This window comes from Vreelandella glaciei (genome assembly GCF_013415125.1).
In the GTDB taxonomy this organism is placed as follows: Bacteria; Pseudomonadota; Gammaproteobacteria; order Pseudomonadales; family Halomonadaceae; genus Vreelandella; species Vreelandella glaciei.
Genome location: NZ_JACCDE010000046.1, coordinates 1 through 22,310, shown reverse-complemented (window position 1 = coordinate 22,310; position 22,310 = coordinate 1). Strand labels below are relative to the sequence as shown.

The following is a 22,310-nucleotide window of genomic DNA, read 5'->3' as shown; positions in this document are numbered from 1 at the left end:
GAGTCCGAGGGGTTCAATTTGAGGCTACGGTGTGTCACACGCATCGGGGTAAGTCCATTGAGGCTGAGGGGCATGTCGTGCTTAAAGGGGTAATTCTCGGATTCAGTCGGGGTTGTGAACATGTCAGAACCGATAGAGCGCCCTTTGGACGCGCTATCCGGAGGCCCGAAGCAAAGGGTCTGGATTACCATGACCGTTGTCGAGGAAACGCAATTGGTCCTTCCCGATGAACCGACCTTAGCCCTGGATCTTGGCCGCTAGGTCGAGGGGTTCGATCTTATCCGGGAACTGAGTCGCCGGGGGCAAAACCATTGCCATAGCTATCGACGATCTCGCCAACGCCTGTCGCTGTGCCAACCACATTGTAGTGATGAGGGAAGGTTGTATTTATGCTGAGATCAGCCCCAAGATGTGGTGACAAGGGAGCTTATTGAATCGGTCAACTGAAGCCGCCGTGATCTCTTTCCCGATCCAGTAACTGGCACTCCCGCTCGTATTCTTAAACCCACACTCGTATTGCGGTCTCTAATCCAAAACGCCGCGTCCGATTCATTCTCAGTGATACTCAGGGCCTATGAACTACCCATAAACTGGCTCTCTTGCATCTGGGACAGACCAAGGTTTTGATAGGCGTTCGAGAACCAACAGCCCGTGACTGCAACTTACCTTCCGCGATTTATGTGATGAGTTAGCAAATGAGCTCGGTCGTCCAGGGTCGAAAACAGAATCGCAAAACAGATCCCGACAGCGGTCCCTATGAGGGTATCTACTACCCGCTCCTGCACCATCGCCATGCCAGCAAGGTCTGGTGCCGCCAGATAGCTCATAAACAGAGCCATGGGCGTAACCAGAACCTGGCCCAGTCCATAATTCGATCCGATGATGGTCTCGGTAGCGAACGACAGTAACGCCACCAGCCCAATAATGGTCCACACAGAGGGCTGGCTTAGCAGCACCAAAGCCACAAGGAGAGCGCCGAGTACGTTGCCTATGGTGCGCTGTAGGGCTCGGCTCATACTGATATGCAAATGGCTACCCTGTAACACGGCGACAGCGCCCATGGCCGCCCAACCGGCGTGCTGACCGCCAAACGCATAAGCAACATAAGCCGCCACGGCAGAGCCCAACACCATGCGCGCGACGGCGATCAACTTGTGACTGGCGGGCCGGCTTTTGAACCAATCCTGTGCCGCCGGTGTATCGTGGCGGAACACGTCGGTGATCATCACCACTAGCCAGGCAAGAGCAGCGGCCACTGCGGTCGCAGTCGTACGTTCGAGGACAGAGGCAAAGGTATCCACTTGGCCCATTGAAACGCTGGCGGCGAATATGAAGATCAATGCACCTGGCGGACCGAAATCACCAACGGTGACGATGTAAAACAGCGTACCGCACAACAGCGCCAGAATGGCCAGCTGACCAACCATGGGCAACTCCAGCCAGGCCACCAGGGACATCACAAAAACGGTTGCGGTTTGGCAGAGCAAACAAAGGAAAACCGTAAAGCCCCGGCGTTCCGGGGCCGCAAAACGGCCAAACAAAGCCACCAATGTACCCAGCGAAGCAAATCCAATCAGGTGCGAAAAGTCGGATAGCTCGATCAGCGGAAGCACAACCAGCGCCGCGATAGCCACCTGTAGTCCGGCCAGTGCCGAGTTCCTGAAGCCAGGCTGATTAACTACGGCAAAGCACTCTTTGAACTGTGCCCGCGATAGCAGAAACCGGATTGCAGCTGATCGACTTTTTACTCTGGATAAGCGCTGATGCACTTGACCTCCGACAAAATTGGATAGCTTAAGATATAGTTAGCCTAATAACCGTTTGCCTCATTGATCTATTCGGAGTTTCCGCAATCAAGTCGCGAAATAACGAGAATTTTTGGTTTTGGAGATTGCCTCATCACACCATACGTTTAAGCGTATCGTCTCTTTTCACGAAGTGATGAATCAGTGCCATACCAATATGACCAACAATCAAAACGGTCAAAATCCATGCGATTGGCGAATGGAGCTGTCCCAGGGCTTGGGCCCAGGCAATTTCCTCGCCTTCAGCAAAAAGCTCGATACCGAAAGCCGTAATCCCGTGGCCACCACCCAGCATGACCATTACCCCGGTTATCGGCATCAGCAACAGGCCAAGATACAACGCCCCATGACCGGCCTTGACCAGCAGAGCCTGCGCCGGATCTTGCTGCGGGCGCTGATGACGCTGGCCAGCGGCCCAGGCCAAGCGTACCAGAATCAGCAGCAACATCAGCGAACCTATAGAGACATGCCAGGGCACCAGCGTTTGTCCGACCCAGTGTTCTCCGTCGAAGATTCGATCACCAAACTTGAGCAGTTGCCAGAACACCAGTAGGGCCATCGACCAGTGCAGCAGTTTGGTGAGAGCGCCATACCGCTCACGAGAATCGTGGATCATGATTGGGTTCTCCGTATTGCGGGTTTCATTACCATTGAAGGTGTTACCAAAGAGGATGAAGCCAGAATGCACACTCATTCCAGCCTCATCTTCATATCACTGCCTACTGGCGGCGTCCAGCCTGGAAAGCATCTCTTCCGGTAGTGACAATTTCACCGAAGCCAATATCTCATCCAGTTGAGACAGCGATGTTGCACTGACAATCGGTGCGGTCAGTTCTGGCTGGTGGAGCAGCCAGGCCAGTGCCACTTGGGATGGTTTTGCTGAAGCCTCCTGCGAAACGGCCATCAGGGTATCCAGAATGCGCTGACCACGATCGCTGAAATAACCGTTGAGAAAGTCAGCCCGAGGGTTGCCTTCCAGGTCTGAAAGCTGAGCGTATTTGCCAGTCAGGAATCCACTGGCCAGAGAAAAGTAGCTCACCACGCCAAGATTGTGCTCGCTGGCGACTTTCGCCAGCGACGACTCGAAATCGGCCCGGTCATGCAGGTTGTAGAGGGGCTGGATCAGCTCATAGCGCGCGAACCCATGATCACGAGACACGGCCAGCGCCTGTTCCAATCGATCGGACGAATAATTGGAGGCGCCGATGGCCCGCACCTTACCGGCCTTGATCAGCCGGTCAAACGCGCCCAATGTTTCCTCCAAGGGGACTTCCTGATCATCAATGTGGGCGAAGTATACATCGAGGTAATCGGTGCCCAGACGTGACAGGGAATCCTCAATTGCAGCTTCGATGTTGGCTGCAGATAGCCCTTTACGACGCTCCAGCATACCGACTTTGCTCATGAGAATGACGTCATCACGACGTCCCCGCTTTTTCAGCCATCGTCCGATAACTGCCTCCGACTCGCCACCTTCAAGGCCCGGTGCCCACGCAGAATATACGTCGGCCGTGTCAATGGCGCTGAAGCCCTGCTCCACAAACCGATCGAGTAGCTGAAAAGAGCGGTTATCATCGGCTGTCCAGCCAAACACGTTTCCGCCAAATACCAGTGGGGCTATCTCCAAACCGGACTTCCCAAGGGGTTTCTTCTGAAGACTCATGATGCCTCCCTCAAAAAACAACTGTCAGTGGGTGAGTCGGCCGGGTGGTCCCGGCCGGCGATTTCAGGCAATGCTTTCCACAATGCCACCTTCAACACGCAGGGCGGCGCCTGTGGTGGCACTGGCCTGGGGAGACGCAGCGTAGACACAGAGGCTGGCGACCTCTTCCGGTTCGGCAAAACGTCGGAGCAGCGTGGAAGGCCGGTTTTCGTCCAGGAACAGGGTTTCCATTGCTTCCGGGGAGACTCCCCGCTCAGCCGCCAGGTCAGCCATCATGGCTTTGGCTCCTTCAGTACGGGTCGGACCGGGAAGGATGCTGTTCACGGTCACACCGGTTCCGGCAAGAACCTTGGCGAGACCCCGGGATACACCTTGAAGCGCCGCCTTGCTCACCCCGTAGTGCACCATCTCCGATGGAATATTCAACGCCGATTCACTAGAGATGAACTGGATACGCCCCCAGCCCCGAGCCTTCATGCCAGTTGCGTAATGCCGGGCAAGTCGAACACCGCTCATCACGTTGACCTGGAAAATCTCTTCCCAGGCAGCATCGTCGATATCGAAGAATGGAACGCCGCCATAAATACCCAGGTTGTTGACCAGAACATCCACCTCGGGCAGCTGTTCGATGATGGTCCGGCAACCTTCCGCGGTACCCGGGTCCGCGATAATGCCTTTTGCATCGTCCCGACCGCTGGCATTGGCTATCTCGGCCAGCGCCTTATCCACTTTGGCCTGGTCACGACCCACTATAGTTACCGAGGCACCGGCCTCGGCCAGCCCCTGGGCAATGGCCAAACCGATGCCCGCGGTAGAGCCGGTGACCAACGACTGTTTGCCCGTGAGTTCAATTTTCATCATTTAATTCCTCTTGCCATTGATTTTTGAGGGGACGTCACCCACTCAACCAAATTGAAACGCCGATAACTGGGTTTCCATCACCCGTTCGGAATAAACCTTCTTGCCGGGCTCCTCGCCCGCTGCACCCGCTGCCACGAGCAATGGAATCAGGTGTTCCTCGTCTCCATGCGGATGACAATCGAGGGCGTGGGGTGCCTGAACCCATTTCCTCAATCGCTGATAACGAATTCCGGAGTCACCTTCGACAGTGTCCGTCAGCCAGTCATCGAACGCCTCGGAGAGCGGTGTAAACCGCTTGTCGCCGTAGCCACGCATGTTGTGGAAGCTCATGCCACTGCCGAGAATCAGCACACCTTCGTCACGCAGTGGCGCCAGAGCTCTGCCTGCCTGCAGGTGTGCTTCGGGGTCCAGGTCCTGCCGTAACGACAGCTGAACCACAGGAATGTCTGCCTCGGGGAACATCACCTTGAGCGGAATAAACATACCGTGATCAAACCCACGCCCGGAATCCTCCAGGGTGTTCTGTTGTGCCCCAACCAGTAGACGACTCACGCGATGCGCCAATGCCGGCGCTCCTGGAGCCGGATAAGTCAATTTATAGGTGTGGTCCGGAAAACCGAAATAGTCATAAATGAGATCGGGCTGGCTGCCGGCGGTCACACTAAACTCTTGAGTGCGCCAGTGGGCGGATACCAGGAGGATGGCCGTCGGCTTTTCTGGCAAACGCCCGATGACGCTTCGAAGAAAGTCGGCCATACCGTCCCACGTATTGCGGGGACTCCAGTCCATAAAGAAACAAGGGCCAGCGCCGTGGGGAATAAAAAATACCGGTTGTCTGGTAGGCACTCTTGGCTGCGTGGACATCGACATACCTCCATAGGTTTGAATAGTTCAGATATCACAATGAACAGGTTATACTGATACTCAGGAAAGGAGAACGGACTTAAAAAAGGAACTGTTTTAACTAAAGGTAGGAAATAAAATGCTGGACCGATACACAAGCATGCAGGTATTCGTTCAGGCAGCGTCCAGAGGTAGTCTGTCTGCCGCCGGCCGGGAGCTGAACATGTCGCCGGCAATGGCCACAAAACATGTGGATTCACTGGAAACCAGGCTCGGCACGAAACTGCTTCATCGCACCACTCGACAGTTATCACTGACAGATGCCGGACGGGAATACCTGCAGGCCTGTCAGCGCATTCTTCAGGATCTTGAAGAAGCGGAGTCCGAAGTATCTTCCCAGCAGCATCAGGCCATGGGTCGATTACGTCTGAATGCACCGCTATCCTTTGGCACACGCTTCATTGCACCGTTAATACCGGAATTCACCCATCGTTACCCACTGGTGGAGGTGGATCTTGGCCTGAGCGACACTCAACAGGATCTGCTGAAAGAGAGCTGGGACCTGATTGTCCGCATCGGACACCTCGCTGACAGCGACCTCAGGGCCCGCCGTCTCGGCAATTGCCCGATGCGACTTTGTGCCTCGCCTGAGTATCTGAAAAAACATGGAACCCCTAACCGTGTTGCCGAGCTCTCAAACCACAATTGCCTGAGCTACAGCCTTTCCTCAGCGCAACGCGGCGGCACCTGGGCATTCGGCCAAGATGGTAAGATCCAGGTGCCCGTAACAGGCAACCTCATGTCCAACAATGGCGACGCACTTCTTGCTGCCGCCGTTAAGGGCCAAGGGATCATATATCAGCCCAACTTTATCGTGTCCGAGGCATTGGCCAGTGGCGCTCTGGTTGCTTTCGAATTGGATCACCCTCCACTGGATCTCGGCGGCCTGCATGTGCTGTTCGCGCCGGATCGTCGGTTACCCCTCAAAGTAAGAGCGATGATCGACTATTTGGTTGAGGTTTTTGAGAATTCGCCATGTAGACCGTCGTAAATTTTATCCTTTCTTACCAAGGCCCCCTCTCTACACCTGTAAACTGTTCCAACAGTCAGGCTTAGTTCGAAGTTAGCCCGCTCCAGGCCAAAAGCTTTATGTCGGCTTCTGGATCGCGGCCACCTTCTCCTTTTCCATCTGCTTTTTTAAGATCCCGAAACCAATGGTTGTTCAAATATTGTCGTCAACAAGGAAAATCTCATTTGCGGAACCGAAATGGGATCGAGGCCATAAGTCCATTGAGTGTTTCCTTTTGTTTAGGCCCGGACATTTTATTTTCCTCGTAGCTGTCAATTGATGGTTCTAACAGGCAGTGCCTTTAGACCGCAATAGTGGGCTACGTTTTTGGGGTACGAAATACCAATCCATCAATGGCATGGACAAAAAAGTGTATGAAGAGGGCCTTATATCGACGTTCGCCATGGACACGAGGCCATATAGTGAAAGCCCTGTTATGCTCAGTTTAAAGTCATGTCCATAATTGGATCATTCGTAGTTACAACTTTTATGTCAGCTGCGAGCGGGTGTTTCAGCCTCACCTTGAAGGCCGCCCGGTGGGCGTGATGTCGAATAACGATGGCTGTGTGATCGCCCGTTCTGCCGAGTTGAAGGCGCTGGATATTCCCATGGGAACGCCCGCCTTCAAACTGGAAGGGCTGCGCCAGCGTGGCGAGATTCATCTGCTCTCGTCTAATTACGAGCTGTATGGCGATATGTCGGCGCGGTTAGCGCAGTTGTTGCGTGACGCCTGCCCAGAGATCGCGCCCTACTCGATCGATGAAATGTTCATCTATTTAGACGGCTTTACCTCCCAGCAGTGTGAGGCGCTGGGTAAGCAGTTGCGCCAGCGTATTCACCGCCACCTGGGCCTGCCGGTCTGTGTGGGGTTGGCCCCGACCCATACGCTGGCCAAGCTGGCCAATCATTTAGCTAAACAAGACCCCCTCTACGAAGGCGTTTGCCTATTGCAGGGGCAGGGCCACACCACCGAGGCGCTGTTAAAGCGCACCCCGGTGGGCAGTGTGTGGGGCGTCGGGCGTCGGCTGGCCGAGCGCTTGGCCATTGGCGACATCAACACTGCCTGGGATTTACGCGAAAGCGATGAAAAATGGCTGCGTAAGCGCTTTTCGGTGGTGCTGGCCCGCACGGCGCTGGAGTTGCGCGGCACGCCCTGCCTGGAAATGAACGCGCTGGACCAACCGCGCCAGCGCATTATGACCTCGCGCTCGTTCGGCCAACCGACCGGCGAGTTTGCTGAAGTGCACAACGCGCTGCGCCGTCACGCCCAGCGTAGCGCTGAAAAACTGCGTGAACAGGGCAGCATGGCGCGTGCAGTGATGGTGTTTCTGAACACCAATCGCCACCGCCGCGACCAACCGCAATATTTCCCGCAGGCGCTGATACCCCTGCACTCGCCCAGCGACGATACGCGCGTGATTCTCGATGCCGTACGCGAAGGGCTTGAGCAGATTCACCGGCCCCGCTTTCGGTTTATGAAGGCCGGTGTAATGCTGCTAGATTTGGTCGATGCCAAAGAGCACCAGCTTTCGCTGCTGCATCCCCCGGCCCGTGATCGGCATCCGTTTTTGATGGCCACCGTCGATCAGATCAATCAGCAGATGGGGCAAGGCACCATTAGCTTTGGCATGACCGATGCTCCCGCGGCTTGGCAGCTACGCTGCGCTCACCGTTCCAACCGCTTTACCACGCGCTGGGATGAGCTGATGAAAGTGGGCACTCACCCCGGCGCGGTGGCCGCCGCCGAGGCGAAGGAAAAGGCAAAGCAGCGCGAGCAACACACCCTAGCCAGTGCGAAGCGCAGAACGCAGCCGCGGGCTTAGACTTTCCCCCAGCGCCGCCATCGTAACCAGAATCCCCAGCAGCCACGGCCAATGCGCTGCGAACGAGACTTGATAGACGCCCAGGGCATCGACAAAAATCACCACGATGCCGAGCGGGCTAACGTAACGCACCATGGTCAGCCACAAGGCGTAGGGCAGCGGCGCAAGCCCCAGCTCCTCGCGGAAAGTGTCGCTCTTCAGTATAAAGCCTGCCAGCACCACCATGCCTAAGCCGCCCAGCGGCATCATCCAGCGTGAGGTCAGGTAATCCAGCCAGTCGAAAAAGGTCTTGCCTGCCAGCGTCCAATCCGCGCCCAGATTGAATGACAGCATCGCCAGGGTGCTAATCAACCACAGCACAATGCCCGTGCCCCAAGCGGCTGCCGGGCGCGAAATGCCTTTGTTATCGCACAGCCAGGAAACCGTCGCCTCGACCATGGAAATGGCAGAGGTCAACGCGGCCATGGAGAGCATCAGGAAGAACAAAATGCCAAACAGCGTCCCCAGCGGCATCGCCTGGAAGGCCAGGGGCAGGCTCATGAAAATAAGCCCTGGGCCTTCGCCGGGGTCCATGCCGTTGGCGAAGATCACCGGAAAGATCGCCAGCCCCGCCATCAACGCCACGACCGTATCCGCCACGGCCACACTAACCGTGGTGCGACCAATCGAGGCACCTTTGGGTAAATAGCTGCCGTAGGTAAGGATCGCCCCGGAGGCCAGCGAGAGGGTAAAGAAGGCATGCCCCAGCGCTGCCAGCAGCCCTTCGCTGGAGAGGCTGCCCGCGTTAAACGAGAACAGGAAGTTAACCGCCGCACCAAAGCCACCGGAAAACAGGCCAAAGCCAATCAGGATCACCAGCATGATGACCAAGCCCGGCATCATCCAACTGACACTCCTCTCGATCCCCTTCTGTACACCCTTGCCCACAATTAGCATGGTGAGCAGCGTCACCAAGGTACTCCAGAAACCGAGATTCAGCGGATTAGCGTTGTTGGCCCCAAAGACAGCGGCCATATCGTTAACGCTGCTACCGGACAGGCCACCGGTCAGCATCTTCCACAGATACGAGAACGACCAGCCTGCCACAACGACGTAAAACGACAGCACCATAAAGCCGCAGAGCATGGCCATCCAGCCAATCAGCGACCACACCGACGAGCGGCCTGATTCATTGACCACGCGGCGAATGGCATCCACTGGGCTGCCCTGGCCGCGCCGTCCAAAGGCGATCTCGGTCATCATGACCGGCACACCCACGGCAAAAATACAGGCCAGGTACACCAGTACGAAGGCACCGCCGCCGAACTCCCCGGTGATATAGGGGAATTTCCAGATATTGCCCAGCCCAACCGCCGAACCGGTTGCTGCCAACATAAACCCCCAGCGGCCTAGCCACTGGGTGCGAGGTTGCCCAGAAGAGGTCATTTGCCCAGTTACCCTGTCAGAAAAAGGCGCTCATCCTATAGGATTTTGCGGGCAATGCCCAACAGCGTCTAGGCGTATACGGCGGCCTTGGCGGCAGCATCCAGACGCTGGGCGGTTTGATCCACCCGGCGCAAACAGACCAGCAGCACGGCGCCGAGGGCCACAAAGCCGCCTGCCAACCAAAGCCCTAGGCTGTAATTGCCAGAGGCTTCGGCCAGCATGCCGGTCAAGGCCGGGGCGCATATCTGGGCAACGCCGTAGGCCAGGGTCATCTGCCCCATTAACCGCGCTGGGCTTGAAGGATAAAGCCGCCCTGCCATGGTTAGCACCAGACTGACGCAGCCGAGGAAGGTACCGCCGTAGAGCACGGCGCTGAGCAACACCGCCGCTGCATTCGCGGTAATCGCAGGCAGTAGAATGCCCACTACCTGAATGCACATGGCAATAATCAGCGCCCCCAGGTAACCGACGCGGCGGGCGACTAGATCCCACAGCATCACCGCCGGGGCAGCGGCTAAACCGGCCAGGGCAAAGGTCCAGTTACCCAGCCCCGCCAGCAGCGGCTCACGCTCGACAATCGCGACAAGAAAGGTAGCGCTGATCACATAGCCATAACCGGCGCAAAAATAGGCAGCCAGCATCCAGCGCATAAAGGTGCGTGTGGGCGGCATCGCGGGTTGGCTGTTAGCCGCGGGAGCACCGACGACCGGTTTCTCCGGGCGCGGCAACCACTGCCACGCGGGCACGAGTAGAGCTGCGCCCAGCAGGCTAAAGCCCCACCACTGGGTCTGCCAGCTAAACGAAAGCTGCAGCATCATTTCAACCGCGACGGAGACCACCACCATACCAATGCCCAAACCAGCAAAGTGGATGCCCAGCTCTCCGCGCTGACGGTGTTGCATTAGCCAGTGAAGAATCAACCCGGACGCTAGCAACATTGAGCCACTGCTGGAAAGACCCGCCAGAAAACGCAGCCCCGCCCATACCCAGAAGTGCTCGGTGAGCGCCATGCCCGCGGTGGTAAGCACTGCCAGGATTAACCCACAGCGAAATAGGAGGTCTTTGATATAGAGACTGCGGATAGTGGCGGCCAACACCGCCCCCAGCATATAGCCCGCGTAGTTGAGCGCCGCCAGCCAGCCGCCATCGGCGTCCCCCATCCAGGTTTGCTGCTGCATGACTGGCAGCAACGGCGTATAGGCAAAGCGGGCGATACCCACACACAATACCTGGCTGAAAACGCCCGCCAATAGCACTCTAAAGCGCTGGGAACCTAGCGTTGCTGCGGTCATCGGGCTGCTCCTTAAACACCACTTTTATTATATTAGCTATCACTATATTGATTAGCTCGCATGCAAGTTCATGCATAGTAGGGCGTTTTGAGCAGCGCGTCATGACCACCTAGGTCGAGTGCGTGGTTAAAAAACTGGCTAGAGGTGAACCTCCAGGCTTAACAACAAAAACGACAGCGTTTTGCCATGGCCATCCAGATTGAGTGCCCCGTTAACGCCGCCTTGAAGCACATCATCGATCACGAAGTTCATGCCTGCCAAGTTAGGTAGAGGGTAGCGCCGCACCCGGCTAGCGCCGCGATGGGAGAATAGCGCCAGCACTCGTTCTTCGGTGACCTGTTCCAGCAAGGTGGCGTAGTGATCCGCCTCATAGGCAAACAGCGCCACGTTGAGGCGTTCGCCTTTATCCCCCGCACGGGCGTGCGCCAGCTGGTGAAGAGAGATCGAGGCGGGCGCACGCATTGACGTTTGTGTGGGTTCAGCTTGCAGCATAGCGTTCGCTCCTGTGGGCTTCCTGGGTCGGCGACTCAAATAGCGTGGCATGGGCATAAATGTCGCTACGCTTGACTAGATATGAGGCGGTAAATACCCGCCGTTGAAACTGACGTCGCACCCCGCCGCCGCCGGCAGGCCCGGCACAGTAAAGCGCCAGTAGCTCTTGGGTGGCGCGGGCTACCCAGCGCCGCTCGCTGTGCTCCGCTGCCAACCGCAGCCGGTAATCGCCGCTGACAGACGTTGAAGCGCTACGCTGAAGCTCGCCGCTATCACTATCGAATACGCTGGCGAGGCCAATGATATCCAAGCGGATCCGCAGCTCAGCCGGGGCGCGAAATACCAACCGCTCACGCAGTACCTGGGCGGCAAGCTGGGCTCTTGCTAGCGCATTGGGCCCGGCATAGGAAATTTCTGCTTCACCCTGCCACCCCCCTTCGTAGCAGACGGTGGTCTTTAGCCGTTCGGGGGCGGGCTTGCCGCGAATGCCCGTTACCGCTACGCGGTTAGGTGAGAGCTGGCGGACCTCGGCGTGGGTAAGATCCACCGTGACATCCGGGGTCAGGTAATTGGCTGGGTCATGGACCTCATAGAGCAGCTGCTCTTTCACCGTTTGCTCGGTAACACAGCCGCCGGTATTGGCAGGCTTGGTGATGATTAGGCTGCCATCCTGCTCCACTTCAATAATCGGATAGCCCACCGTGGCGAGGCCTGGTACGTCTTTAAAACCTGGGTCGGCAAAGTAGCCGCCGCTTACCTGGGCGCCACACTCGGCCAGGTGTCCGGCCATCATGCCGCAAGCCAGGCGGTCCCAATCATCCCAACGCCAATCGAAGTGGTGCATCAGCGGGGCTAAGAACAGTGCCGGATCGGCTACCCGCCCGGTGACCACGACATCGGCTTGCATGGCTAACGCTTCGGCCAGTGCCTTGGCGCCCAGGTAGACATTGGCGGAAATCAAGGCGTCATCGCCCGGCATCTCCAACCGTTCGGCCTCCCAACGCTGCAAGTCCAGGCCATGCAGTTGCTGGCGGATATCATCGCCATGCACCTGGGCAATCCGCACCTCTGGACGACCAAGCTGTGCGGCTAGCTCCGCAATGACCTGGCACGCGCCACCAGGGTTCGCTGCACCGAAGTTGCCTAGAATTTTAATGCCGTGATCCAGGCAATCGCGAAGCACTGGCGCCAGCAGCTCGTCCAGCAGCGGTTCAAACCCGCTTTCGGGGTCCTCACGCATCGCCCGGTGGGCGGCCGCCAATGTCCGCTCACCCAGGGTTTCGAATACCAAGGCAGAGGGTTGCTGTCGCTTGATCAACTCTGCCACCACCGCCACGGCCGCATCGGTACGGTCACCGGAAAAGCCTGCCCCGCTGCCCAGTAAAAAACTCATAAATGTGTCTCCTTGGCCTGAAGGGAGTGGTGGTCGCCGGAGGCAACTACCGGCTCGTCATCCAGCAGCGAGCGGCGGCGTATAAATAGCCCAATGATCAAGACGAGCGCTGCCAGCGTGGTCAGCCAGCCTGGCGTCAGCGCAAGCCCAATCACCGCGATCAGCGCCACCACATCAATCACGCGCTTACCCGTCATGGCGACCCGAGACATCAGCGCGGCGAAGGCCATCACGAACACGACACCCTGACAACTGGCCAAGACGATCTCCAGGGGAGTCCCAAACCCCGCCAGGGCTGGGTAGATCAGCAGCAGGAAAGGAATGACATAGATCGCCGCTGCCAAACGCACCGATTCGACGGCGGCAGGCAGCCAGTTGGTGTCGGCAATGCCTGAGGCCACGAATACCGCAATACAGACAGGCGGTGTAATGACTGAAAGTGTCGCGAAGTAGAAAACGAACAAGTGGGCAATCAGTGGCTCAACACCGATGGTGGTAAGCGCCGGAGCCAATACGGAGGCGACGAGTACATACGCTGCTGTGGTCGGAATACCCATGCCCAGAATCAGACAGACGCCGCCAACGATAAAGGCGACCAGGAAAAGCGATTCACCACCGACCGTGACGATCAAGCTCGCCAGCGTTACGCCGATGCCGGTCATGCCAATCATCGCCACCAGAATCTGCGCCCCAGCCAGCAGCACGCCGATAATCACCATGCCTTTACCGGCATCGACCAGGCCCGCCACCAGCTTGCCGAGAATCTCGCGCAACGGCATCTTGGCCATTAGCGCAAAGGGTACAAAGGTCAGCACGGTCATCAGGATGCCGTAAAAAGCGGACATCTGAATCGAACGGCCGCTAAGCACACCGTAAAACAGCCCACCCAACGCAGCCAGAATGGGAATGATCCGTTCAGCGCGTATCACGTCTGACCAGCTGGGCAGCTCGTCATCGGGTACCACCTGCAACTGACGGCGCTTGGCCACCAGGTGAATCGTGACAAACACACCCAGGTAGAAAAGTATCGCCGGCAGCAAGGCCGCCAAGGCGATACGCAGGTAACTCTCACCGAGAATTTCCGCCATGATAAATGCCGCAGCGCCCAGGATCGGCGGTGCGATTTGACCGCCGGTGGAGGCGACCGCTTCTACCCCAGCCGCAAACGGGCTTGGGTAGTTCAAGCGTTTCATCATGGGAATGGTGAAATTGCCCGTCGTGGCGACATTGGCCACCGCGCTGCCACTGACCATACCAAACAGCCCGGAGGCTACCGTGGCTACTTTGGCTGCACCGCCCGGCGAACGGCCGCTAATACGCAGCGCCAAATCCATAAAGGTATTGCCGCCCCCGGTGTGCAGTAGCAAACAGCCGAAAAGCACGAAAGCCGCAATGGTAGTGGCGGCAACGCCGACCAGCATGCCCCACACGCCTAGATCACCCAGGTAGATGGTTTCGGTCATGTAGTAGAGATCAAACCCCCGGTGGCCGAGCGGCCCTGGAATCGCGGCCCCGAACCACGCGTAGGCTAACCCCGCGACTACCAGCAGTGGGAAAATAGCCCCGATAGCGCGTCGCGAAAGCTCCAAAATCGCCACTAACAGCACGCCGGTTAGCAACATGTCGCGGGGCGTAGCCCAGGGGAGCTCCACCAGGATTTGCTCATGGTTAAGTGCCACATAGCCGCAGGCGCCTAACACACCTACTCCAAGTACGACATCAATGGCGATGCCCAGCGGCCGCCAGCGCTTGCCCTCCCCTAATGGGTAGACGGCAAGCCCTAGCAGGATGACCAGCGCGAGAAAGATACTCCGCTGAATCAAGCTCTCAAACGGCCCAGTGGCGGAGGTATAAAGGATTAGACCGCCCAACAGCAGCGCCAAGCCTTTGGTGACTGTCTCGCGCATGATCATCTTCTCCGAATGGCCCTACTGGACAGGCTGCAAGGCATCAGGGATGTCATACCCCTGCTCTTCGAAATAGCGCGCCGCACCGGCATGCAGCGGCACAGTGCCAACTTCCAGAGTCATCTTCGCCATATCGGCATCTTTCATCGCGGCAAAGGCGTTAACCTGCGGTTCGGGGTTTTCCATCACGGCTTTGACGATTTGATAGGCGGTCTCTTCATCCATATCCGGGTGCGCATGTACGGCAACCCCAAACGCCCAGGTGGTATAGGCGGGGATACCGTCTGCGGCACCTTCGGGCACATCGACAATCGCCACGTCGGGCATTTCGCTGCGCAGCGTGTCGGCCTGCGCGTCATCGAGAGACAGCACGCTAATGGGGGTAAATGTCGCGATATCCATAGAGGAGCCATCCAGACGCTCGCCGACGCCCGATTTCACCGAGCCCATCACCCGGCCATCCTTCATGGCGTCGACCATATCGGTGGTGGAACCACGCACGTAATCCGGCTCTATGCCGAGGGTACGCATCACTGCTTCAGTGGTTTTCTCAGTGGCTGAGCCGGTGATGCCGGGGTTGAAACGCACCCCATCCAAATCAGCGAAGGTGGCGACGTTGGCATCCTGGCGCATCACTGCGTTTTGGGGCGCCACGGTGTAGACCCACAGCAGGCGGTTATCCACTGGGCGGCCTTCAAAATCTTCCTCACCGGCGTAGGCGTGATAGCCGGTATTGGTCGTTACCAGCCCCATATCAATCTGATCGCGCCCCAAACGACGCAGGTTATCTACCGTAGCGCCGGTTTCAGCGACAGAAGAACTCACACCTTCGACCTGGTTGTTGATGATCTGATTAACCGCAACAAAGTAGCTGTAGTGGCTGGAGGAGCTGGAGGTAGAACCAATCAGCAGGCGCTCATCGGCATGGGAAGTGGCAGCAGCCAGCACCGCGGCGCTTGCCACCATGGCGGTAAGTAGCGTTTTCATCGTGTCTCCGAAGCTCGCAAGGCGAGCTATTGTTATTGTAGAGCGGTTTTTTTATGTAAAACAGTGATCGCAACTCATCGAATCGCGATAAATCAAGCATGATGTTAAGGGTTGATTTTGTATATTGAATATTTTTTTGGTTTTGTTTTATTTTATAAAACAAACCTGCTGTGCTTCTTTAGTGCTTTTAAGAAATGGCTTAGTTGCTAATCAGGAATTTCTACTCGCCCCATGCTGGCACGAATGGTATCGCTGGGATGGGGTTCCATAAGAATAGGGGGGAAATGCGCGCTATCGAATTCGCCATCTTCTCCAGGCATGGGTCTAATCACCTGGCTGGGTGGAAGTGGCGTGCCATGTCGAAGGTGCGCATACATTATTTCTAGAGCATCTATATGATACGGCTGAATCGGTACAAAATTCTCAGCATAGCCAGGCAGCCTAGCTCCAAAATGCTCAACGTTGGTTAGCTCGTAGAAGTGAACATTAGGCTGGTGATCTGTTAAGGAATTGAGCGCCAGATAAGGACGCGAAGTAAAACCCACGGGTACACGCGCATCAGATCGACCATGCACAATGATAGTACTGGTGCCACCCAAGTCAGCACTGCCTTGAACTTCCGCAATGCCCGCCTGTACACGCAAGGCATTTTCAGAGTTGCCCACCACTAATTCGCGTAAACAAAGAGCGCCATCCAAATTGTAGTCCTGCTTACCATTACTTGGAGAGTGAGACAGCGCATCCTTCATGGGGCCGCTTGGGTTTTCATCATTAACGATGTCAATTGAACCGACAGGAGCACCGCCTGACGCAGTCGCAAAAATAACTGCTAGCTCGTTCTTCGGCACTGGTTGAGGCGTGCCTTGCTCATTAACAGAGGCAAAGCTATAACCACATAGACGCTCTTCTACCCCAAAGCGGCCATGGGAGCTTGCATATTTAACTGCAGTGGCGGTAGGTGCTATTGCATAATGTGATGCGTGCAACATGTCCGACTCGGGTTCCCAGCCGTACATTTGCAATTTCTCCAGTGCCTCAAGTCCTTGTGCTGGTAGCGTTTCGGCCTGCAATAGCCCGCGTTCTTTTAAACTATGACAACGCTGTTCTGCCTGAGTAATAGCCTGCCTCATTGGTGCGTTAGGCGTCGCTATTGCCGCACAAGGTTGATAAAGAATCGCATAGGTAAAGTAATCCATAAGAGAGCGTCCCGTTCCCTCTATCGTTCGCTCGCCCCGAACGACTGAAACACGATCATCAGGCCGGAGCTGCACCTGCGGCTGGGCCGCCACAATCCCGTCTATCAAACCTTCCCTGTCATTTTCTCCGGCATATAAAGCAGCGCCGCCACCATTTGAATTACCGGCGACAATTACCATGGTATTAGCAGCGTCCAGATCGTCGGTTTCACTAGGTCTTAACCGATTTAACTGAAAAAGAGCAAACTGTATGGAGCGTAGTACATCCCGCCCCCAGGAAGCATCAGGATTCTGCCGAGAGTGCGCATGTTTAAATGCAATTCTATGGGGGTAATTATTCAAAAAACTGTGACGCTGATCGTCAGCAATATCGGCTGTAAAAAGAGAGTCTATCCCGGCATCTTGTGCTGTTAATCGAATACCGTCAAACCGCGTCACGGTATCGTTCTCAAGATCATGAAAGCCATTACCCAATCCTTTATCTGTATAGGTAACTGCACAATTCTTTTGCAGCCCCCAGTAGCCAATGGTCGCAATATCACGAAACAGACTTGCAGAACCAGCTACTGGTACCGCGAGGACGCATGGCGTTTCCCAATCAAAACGTTTCGGCACCTGTAGGAGCAGAGAAACGTTCTCGTCCCCGCTGCCGTTATCGGCATAGGCCATAATTTCGGAGCCAGCTATCAGCTCATTATTTACAAGGCTCCCCGTAGACGCGTCGACATTGGGCCCATAAATGACTCCAAAACCAGCTGTGCCTTTAGTAAAAATAGAGTTACGCCTTAACTCTTCCGAAGTCGGTACTAAAGAATCTGAAAATTGAGGGACAACCCCATTTTCCATTGCCTCTATGCCAAGTCCCGCTGTCACCAAGTCGTTACTTTTACCATCATAACTTTTTTCACTAATAAATCTTAGCCAAGATAAATCATTCTCCTCTTTTGCTTGAACTAAAGTAGAACCTAATATAAACAAGCCAATGAATCCAACAGCATAAAAGTTGACTATCACATTACTTTTCATATTTATTCCTCAAAGCGTTGTTTTTGTTGATTATAAAGTCATACTGATGTTCTTCTTCCTCCAACTCAAACCATAAGCACCTCTTAAAAAACCATTCGCATATAGCTTCTACTGAAAATAATAGCGTCCGACTATTATTTTGGGTATTGAATAGTTTTTAATTTATGTTTTACTTTCTAAATGAATCCAAGCATCCAGCAGTTGCGCGTTTTTATTGCCGTCGCCCACTCGCGCAGCCTTGCGGAGGCCAGCGAGCGAGTACACCTTTCCCAACCGGCGATTTCGATTGCACTACGCAAACTGGAAGAGAACGTAGGCGGTGCGCTATTTGCCCGCACATCACGCCAGCTTGTCTTGACCCCGGAAGGCGACGCTTTCCTACCGGTTGCCGTGCGGTTGTTAAATGACTGGAACGAAGCTTTTGAGGATCTCAACGACCAGTTTTCCAAGCAGCGCGGCAAGGTAACGATCGCCGCCTTACCCACCCTGGCAGCGGGCTTGTTCCCGCAGGTCATCCGGCTTTTCCACGAGGCTTACCCCCGTATCAACCTCAGCCTGCACGATGTGCTGGCCGAACAGATCAACCAGATGGTGCGCGAAGGCCGTGCCGACCTGGGGCTTTCCGTACCTCCCGGTGACGCAGATGACCTCACGTTTGAACCCGTGCTCGAAGATAGCTACGTGGCAGTTTGCCCTTGCGGGCACCCACTGCTGGCACAACCGGCAGTGGCGTGGGGGCAGCTCGCCGCCTACCCGTTTATCGGCATCAATCGTCTTTCCAGTTCACGCCAGGATATTGACCGCATTATGCAGAGCGTCGGGGAACGGCTGGATATCTTGTGCGATGCCCGCCAGATCGCTACCGTCGGCCGCATGGTGGCGGCGGGCTTGGGTATTAGCGTGCTGCCCTCACTCAGCTTTCGCCAGATTGCCACCGATGGCATTGCACACCGCCCACTGGTCGAACCGACTATCCGTCGCGAGCTGGGCATGATATTGAGCCGACGACACCCCCCTTCCGCCGCCGCCAGCGCCCTGTGCCAACTGATTCGTGATCACGAATGAGGACTTCCCACAAATAAGCGTTTTCGGTGAGGCTTTCTCTACACCTGAGGTGGGAATCTGGCAGACTAGAGGCGATGAACATCCACCTTACTAAGTGAGCAATACGATGAGTGATACAGCAAAACCCTGGACACAACCCATGCCCGACGCGCAGTTCAAACTGATGCGCGATATTCTTGCTGCGCCTAGCCCCGTGGGCCTTGAAGCCGCAATGACCTACGGCGTGTTGAAGCCGCATTTTGAAAGCTTTGCGCCTAAAGGCTGGCACCTGCACCAGTTCAAGGGCAACGCCGGTGTTGTGCTGGACACCCATCCCGGCCGTGACGATATGTTCAAGGTCATGCTGATCGGCCATGCGGATAAAATCCGTATGCAGGTGCGCTCGATTGGTGAAGACGGCAAGATCTGGATCAACACCGATTCTTTCCTGCCCACCGTGCTGATCGGCCATGAAGTGAAGCTGTTCAGTGAAGACCCGGATGCCCCTGGCAGCTATCGCTGCATTGAAGGCGGCACGGTAGAAGCACTCGGCGCGATCCACTTCTCTGACCCTGCCCAGCGTGATGGCAGCAAAGGGATCAAGAAAGAGCAGATCTATCTGGATCTACAGATTCACGGCGACAATAAGAAACAGCAGGTGTTGAATCTCGGCGTGCGCCCTGGTGATTCGATTATCTTTGACCGCCCTATTCGCCCCGGCTTTAGCCCAAATACGTTCTATGGTGCTTACCTGGATAACGGGCTGGGCTGCTTTGTGGCTGCCGAAGTGGCGCGTTTGATCGCTGAAGCTGGCGGCACTAAAAACGTGCGCGTACTGTTTGCGATTGCCAGCTATGAGGAAATTGGCCGCTTCGGCAGCCGCGTGATGGCCGGGGAAATGAAGCCGGATGCGCTGATTGGCGTTGACGTCAATCACGACTACGTGGGCGCGCCAGGCATCGGCGACAAGCGCATGCAGCCGTTGGAAATGGGCAAGGGCTTCACCATGGCGGTGGGTTCGATTGCCAGCGAACAGCTCAACCGGATTATCGCGACAGCCGCTAAAGCGCAGGATATTCCGCTACAGCGCGATATCGTGGGCGTGGACACCGGTACCGATGGTATGGCGGGTGTGTTGGCATCTATCGATAGTGCTGCTACCTCGATCGGCTTCCCTATCCGCAACATGCACACGATCTCGGAAACCGGCCATACCCAGGATGTGCTGGCAGCTATTCATGCCCTCACCCATACCCTGCAGGCAATGGATGCCATGCCGGATCTACCGCGTGAGTTCCTGGATAATCATCCACGCTTAGACCAAGCGAGCCCACTGACCCACCAGGGCAGCGACAAGCCCGACAGTGAGGGTGATGACAGCAAAGAGAGCCAGGTAAGCAAAGAGAGTAAGGAAAGTAAGGAAAACAGTGCCAACAGCAATGAAGCTGCTAGTAAGAAAACCAAGAAAAAAGCGAAAAAATAAAACACACGTATAAAAAGAAGCCCCAGCCATTCCTTGGCCGGGGCTTTATCAAACCTTCCTTGATTTTCTTCACAAACATCCTGTTTGTGCTTCCCTGAGAGCGTTTAGCCTTCCTGGCGTTGCCTTCCCTGTTTCCACTTCCTTGTGGTGTATGCCCACAATGGACGTTATAGCGCTGTGTTTATCTATCCCAGGTTATTAAATCAAAAAAATATTGATTTAATATTAAAACAGCCTTGTTGCGTCGATTTAATGCACGTTTGCAATACGTTTCGCATGGCGAATATATGAATTGACACTTATACTTAAACCGTGTCGGTAACGACACGGATCAACAGGGAGGTTACCACGCCTGAACCATCATCAACCCTAATGGTAGGAGGTCAGCGTGCGAAACATTATAATCAGCAATAAAGTCAATGAATTAGATATCATCTGTCGTCATTGCGGCAATTCAGAGACAGCCAAGTCACCATTTTTTAATCGCTTTCGTTTAGAAGGCACAGGGAAAAACACGGCGACGGTGCGCTGCCTTAACTGCCAAACAGCAGTTGAAGTGCCCTTGAATGAACTAAGCACGCTCTATTATCACCATGCGTGTTAATGGGCAGGCTGGTTAATAAAAAAGAAGGGGTAGATGGCTAACACATCTGCCCTTTTTCTTAGCAAGCTATTTAAAATAAATGAAAAATACACAATTCTGTCACTTTCACGTCATTTATTACCGAATAAAAAGCCCCAGCCATTCCCTGGCTAGGGCTTAATTACCGCATCTTTCTTCCTCACAAACATCCTGTTTGCGCGTCCATGAGAGCTTAAGCCGTCCTGGCACTATCTTCCTTGTCACCACATCCTTGTGCTTGATGATTAGGATGCGCCTTTTAACGACGATTTTACCTAACCTAGGTTATTTAATGAGAAAATAGTTTTTACACTAAGCTAAGTGTTTTTTAGTGACGACTACGCGCTTTAAGGCTATTCTTAACCTGTCATCGCTATGTTACAAAAACGACATATAGCCCTCTAAATTGAGGCATTTTTGATTAAAGGACCCAAGCAACACTGGCCTTACGTTAGGTAAATCCAACTTTCAATAAAAAGCAAATTCGTCATTGACTTAAGCTTGCATAGCGGTTATAAAAAATTTTAAATTCCTGATATTTATAGGAAAGCAATTAAAACTAGCCAGCTACCCATGAAAAGTCAAACAAACGATTGATTAATTTTTTTACTATCTTCAGCAAAAAAATAAAGCTCAACCATTTTTGGCTGAGCCTTATTAGGTCTTCCATAACCGCACACTACAAATATCCTATTTGTGCATCCTTGTACTGCTCAAGCAATCCTTGCTTGGTCTTCCTTTTCGCGATTTCCTTTCGCTGAGCACACAATGAGCCTTATAGAAGTATGTTTATTTAACCTGTGTTAGTTAATAGAAAATAAATTATTATTAAACGTTCGTTTGCCATTTTATCAAGCGGCTTGCCAAGCTTCCAAGCTTGGCGGGAAGCACGCCGGTAACGGGCGATGTGGATGGCGCCGAGTTGGAAGCATCGACTGCTTGGCGATTGCCTCTCAATGAGCGTACATTCTTTACCCTTACCCCGAATGTGGCCTAACCGACGAAGAGTGGGGTTTCTACACGTGACAGCCTACGTAGCGGCATTGCCAGCTATAACCCTGATGGCGGCTCCTGGCGTTTAGGGGTTAGCACCAGCCTAACCTATGCGCTAACGCCGCAATGGTCGGCCACTGGTTTTGTTGGCACCGGCTACCTGACTGACAATGCGTCTGACAGCCCCATCGTTGACGATTTAGGCAGCGAATGGCAGACCGTGACGGGTGTATCGCTCAATTATCATTTCTAGCCGTATTAAGCCGCTAGCCTGGATTTCTCATAGTACCTCAGCCAGTACCGCACTCAGGCTGTAACACCGCTAAACACCTACTGGCTCGACTTACATCGGCTACTTTTTAACCACTTTCCGTCCTTCAGACACA

The 22,310-nt window shown here is 54.9% G+C and carries 17 protein-coding genes and 1 pseudogene; 6 read left to right on the top strand and 12 right to left on the bottom strand.

From position 1 onward, the window contains the following. The first annotated feature begins 120 nt into the window (after nucleotides 1-120). Nucleotides 121-261, top strand: coding sequence for an ATP-binding cassette domain-containing protein (locus tag HZS80_RS21595; protein WP_013786620.1), 141 nt, complete (start codon nucleotides 121-123; stop codon nucleotides 259-261). A gap of 401 nt (nucleotides 262-662) precedes the next feature. Here HZS80_RS21595 and HZS80_RS21590 read toward each other — a convergent pair whose 3' ends face one another. The 5 genes from HZS80_RS21590 to HZS80_RS21570 all read right to left on the bottom strand — a co-directional run bounded on the left by HZS80_RS21590 (nucleotide 663) and on the right by HZS80_RS21570 (nucleotide 5,193). Further along, on the bottom strand, nucleotides 663-1,769 hold the full coding sequence (locus tag HZS80_RS21590; protein ID WP_007105030.1) for an FUSC family protein: 1,107 nt from the start codon (nucleotides 1,767-1,769) through the stop codon (nucleotides 663-665). A 130-nt stretch (nucleotides 1,770-1,899) separates the two neighbouring features. Continuing rightward, nucleotides 1,900-2,499 carry a cytochrome b gene (locus tag HZS80_RS21585; RefSeq protein ID WP_013786621.1) on the bottom strand — a complete coding sequence of 200 codons (600 nt, stop codon included), beginning with the start codon at nucleotides 2,497-2,499 and terminating at the stop codon, nucleotides 1,900-1,902. A gap of 18 nt (nucleotides 2,500-2,517) precedes the next feature. Then, the gene (locus tag HZS80_RS21580; RefSeq protein WP_007105033.1) at nucleotides 2,518-3,468 is read right to left on the bottom strand and encodes an aldo/keto reductase; all 951 of its coding nucleotides are present in this window, start codon (nucleotides 3,466-3,468) and stop codon (nucleotides 2,518-2,520) included. 63 nt (nucleotides 3,469-3,531) lie between these two features. Beyond that, nucleotides 3,532-4,329: an SDR family NAD(P)-dependent oxidoreductase gene (locus HZS80_RS21575; protein WP_007105034.1), complete on the bottom strand. Its 798-nt coding sequence runs from the start codon at nucleotides 4,327-4,329 to the stop codon at nucleotides 3,532-3,534. Nucleotides 4,330-4,371: 42 nt separating this feature from the next. Further along, complete coding sequence (locus HZS80_RS21570) at nucleotides 4,372-5,193, bottom strand: DODA-type extradiol aromatic ring-opening family dioxygenase (protein ID WP_007105035.1); 822 nt, start codon at nucleotides 5,191-5,193, stop codon at nucleotides 4,372-4,374. A 118-nt stretch (nucleotides 5,194-5,311) separates the two neighbouring features. On the opposite strand from HZS80_RS21570, the gene HZS80_RS21565 reads away from it, so the two are divergent. Both HZS80_RS21565 and HZS80_RS21560 read left to right on the top strand, forming a co-directional pair. Beyond that, nucleotides 5,312-6,223 carry a LysR family transcriptional regulator gene (locus HZS80_RS21565; RefSeq protein ID WP_034821484.1) on the top strand — a complete coding sequence of 304 codons (912 nt, stop codon included), beginning with the start codon at nucleotides 5,312-5,314 and terminating at the stop codon, nucleotides 6,221-6,223. Nucleotides 6,224-6,708: 485 nt separating this feature from the next. Beyond that, the gene (locus HZS80_RS21560; protein WP_179917284.1) at nucleotides 6,709-8,064 is read left to right on the top strand and encodes a Y-family DNA polymerase; all 1,356 of its coding nucleotides are present in this window, start codon (nucleotides 6,709-6,711) and stop codon (nucleotides 8,062-8,064) included. Here HZS80_RS21560 and HZS80_RS21555 read toward each other — a convergent pair. From HZS80_RS21555 to HZS80_RS21525, 7 genes are all read right to left on the bottom strand, one after another. After that, nucleotides 8,026-9,489 carry a sodium-dependent transporter gene (locus HZS80_RS21555; RefSeq protein WP_179917283.1) on the bottom strand — a complete coding sequence of 488 codons (1,464 nt, stop codon included), beginning with the start codon at nucleotides 9,487-9,489 and terminating at the stop codon, nucleotides 8,026-8,028. The genes HZS80_RS21560 and HZS80_RS21555 overlap by 39 nt on opposite strands. Before the next feature lie 68 nt (nucleotides 9,490-9,557). After that, entirely contained in the window at nucleotides 9,558-10,781 is a 1,224-nt protein-coding gene (locus HZS80_RS21550; RefSeq protein WP_035555343.1) for a YbfB/YjiJ family MFS transporter, read from the bottom strand. A gap of 138 nt (nucleotides 10,782-10,919) precedes the next feature. Next, on the bottom strand, nucleotides 10,920-11,273 hold the full coding sequence (locus tag HZS80_RS21545; protein ID WP_008957250.1) for an AtuA-related protein: 354 nt from the start codon (nucleotides 11,271-11,273) through the stop codon (nucleotides 10,920-10,922). Then, nucleotides 11,260-12,666, bottom strand: a complete 1,407-nt coding sequence (locus HZS80_RS21540) for an acyclic terpene utilization AtuA family protein (RefSeq protein ID WP_035555340.1) — start codon at nucleotides 12,664-12,666, stop codon at nucleotides 11,260-11,262. Before HZS80_RS21540 ends, HZS80_RS21545 begins: the two co-directional genes overlap by 14 nt. Then, complete coding sequence (locus tag HZS80_RS21535; protein WP_246362423.1) at nucleotides 12,663-14,573, bottom strand: TRAP transporter permease; 1,911 nt, start codon at nucleotides 14,571-14,573, stop codon at nucleotides 12,663-12,665. The genes HZS80_RS21540 and HZS80_RS21535 overlap by 4 nt, the downstream gene beginning before the upstream one ends. 21 nt (nucleotides 14,574-14,594) lie before the next feature. After that, nucleotides 14,595-15,560, bottom strand: a complete 966-nt coding sequence (locus tag HZS80_RS21530; protein WP_008957253.1) for a TAXI family TRAP transporter solute-binding subunit — start codon at nucleotides 15,558-15,560, stop codon at nucleotides 14,595-14,597. Between the two features lie 206 nt (nucleotides 15,561-15,766). Further along, nucleotides 15,767-17,782 (bottom strand): 3-hydroxybutyrate oligomer hydrolase family protein, encoded by a 2,016-nt coding sequence (locus HZS80_RS21525; RefSeq protein ID WP_179917281.1) that lies wholly within the window; start codon nucleotides 17,780-17,782, stop codon nucleotides 15,767-15,769. A gap of 180 nt (nucleotides 17,783-17,962) precedes the next feature. Here HZS80_RS21525 and HZS80_RS21520 point away from each other — a divergent pair, with 180 nt between their 5' ends. From HZS80_RS21520 to HZS80_RS23705, 3 genes and pseudogenes are all read left to right on the top strand, one after another. Beyond that, entirely contained in the window at nucleotides 17,963-18,847 is an 885-nt protein-coding gene (locus tag HZS80_RS21520; protein WP_035559735.1) for a LysR family transcriptional regulator, read from the top strand. A gap of 106 nt (nucleotides 18,848-18,953) precedes the next feature. Next, nucleotides 18,954-20,309, top strand: coding sequence for a M20/M25/M40 family metallo-hydrolase (locus tag HZS80_RS21515; RefSeq protein WP_035559739.1), 1,356 nt, complete (start codon nucleotides 18,954-18,956; stop codon nucleotides 20,307-20,309). 1,643 nt (nucleotides 20,310-21,952) lie between these two features. Beyond that, nucleotides 21,953-22,177: pseudogene (locus HZS80_RS23705) on the top strand (MipA/OmpV family protein); the annotation flags it as partial. Nucleotides 22,178-22,310: the final 133 nt, after the last annotated feature.

Excerpts from the sequence above, each read along its gene's own strand:
- HZS80_RS21585 (WP_013786621.1), bottom strand. The coding sequence starts at position 2,499 with ATGAGTGTGCATTCTGGCTTCATCCTCTTTGGTAACACCTTCAATGGT.
- HZS80_RS21515 (WP_035559739.1), top strand. The coding sequence starts at position 18,954 with ATGAGTGATACAGCAAAACCCTGGACACAACCCATGCCCGACGCGCAG.
- HZS80_RS21595 (WP_013786620.1), top strand. The coding sequence starts at position 121 with ATGTCAGAACCGATAGAGCGCCCTTTGGACGCGCTATCCGGAGGCCCG.
- HZS80_RS21555 (WP_179917283.1), bottom strand. The coding sequence starts at position 9,489 with ATGACCTCTTCTGGGCAACCTCGCACCCAGTGGCTAGGCCGCTGGGGG.
- HZS80_RS21565 (WP_034821484.1), top strand. The coding sequence starts at position 5,312 with ATGCTGGACCGATACACAAGCATGCAGGTATTCGTTCAGGCAGCGTCC.
- HZS80_RS21525 (WP_179917281.1), bottom strand. The coding sequence starts at position 17,782 with ATGAAAAGTAATGTGATAGTCAACTTTTATGCTGTTGGATTCATTGGC.
- HZS80_RS21545 (WP_008957250.1), bottom strand. The coding sequence starts at position 11,273 with ATGCTGCAAGCTGAACCCACACAAACGTCAATGCGTGCGCCCGCCTCG.
- HZS80_RS21575 (WP_007105034.1), bottom strand. The coding sequence starts at position 4,329 with ATGATGAAAATTGAACTCACGGGCAAACAGTCGTTGGTCACCGGCTCT.
- HZS80_RS21570 (WP_007105035.1), bottom strand. The coding sequence starts at position 5,193 with ATGTCCACGCAGCCAAGAGTGCCTACCAGACAACCGGTATTTTTTATT.
- HZS80_RS21535 (WP_246362423.1), bottom strand. The coding sequence starts at position 14,573 with ATGCGCGAGACAGTCACCAAAGGCTTGGCGCTGCTGTTGGGCGGTCTA.
- HZS80_RS21530 (WP_008957253.1), bottom strand. The coding sequence starts at position 15,560 with ATGAAAACGCTACTTACCGCCATGGTGGCAAGCGCCGCGGTGCTGGCT.
- HZS80_RS21550 (WP_035555343.1), bottom strand. The coding sequence starts at position 10,781 with ATGACCGCAGCAACGCTAGGTTCCCAGCGCTTTAGAGTGCTATTGGCG.
- HZS80_RS21580 (WP_007105033.1), bottom strand. The coding sequence starts at position 3,468 with ATGAGTCTTCAGAAGAAACCCCTTGGGAAGTCCGGTTTGGAGATAGCC.
- HZS80_RS21540 (WP_035555340.1), bottom strand. The coding sequence starts at position 12,666 with ATGAGTTTTTTACTGGGCAGCGGGGCAGGCTTTTCCGGTGACCGTACC.
- HZS80_RS21520 (WP_035559735.1), top strand. The coding sequence starts at position 17,963 with ATGAATCCAAGCATCCAGCAGTTGCGCGTTTTTATTGCCGTCGCCCAC.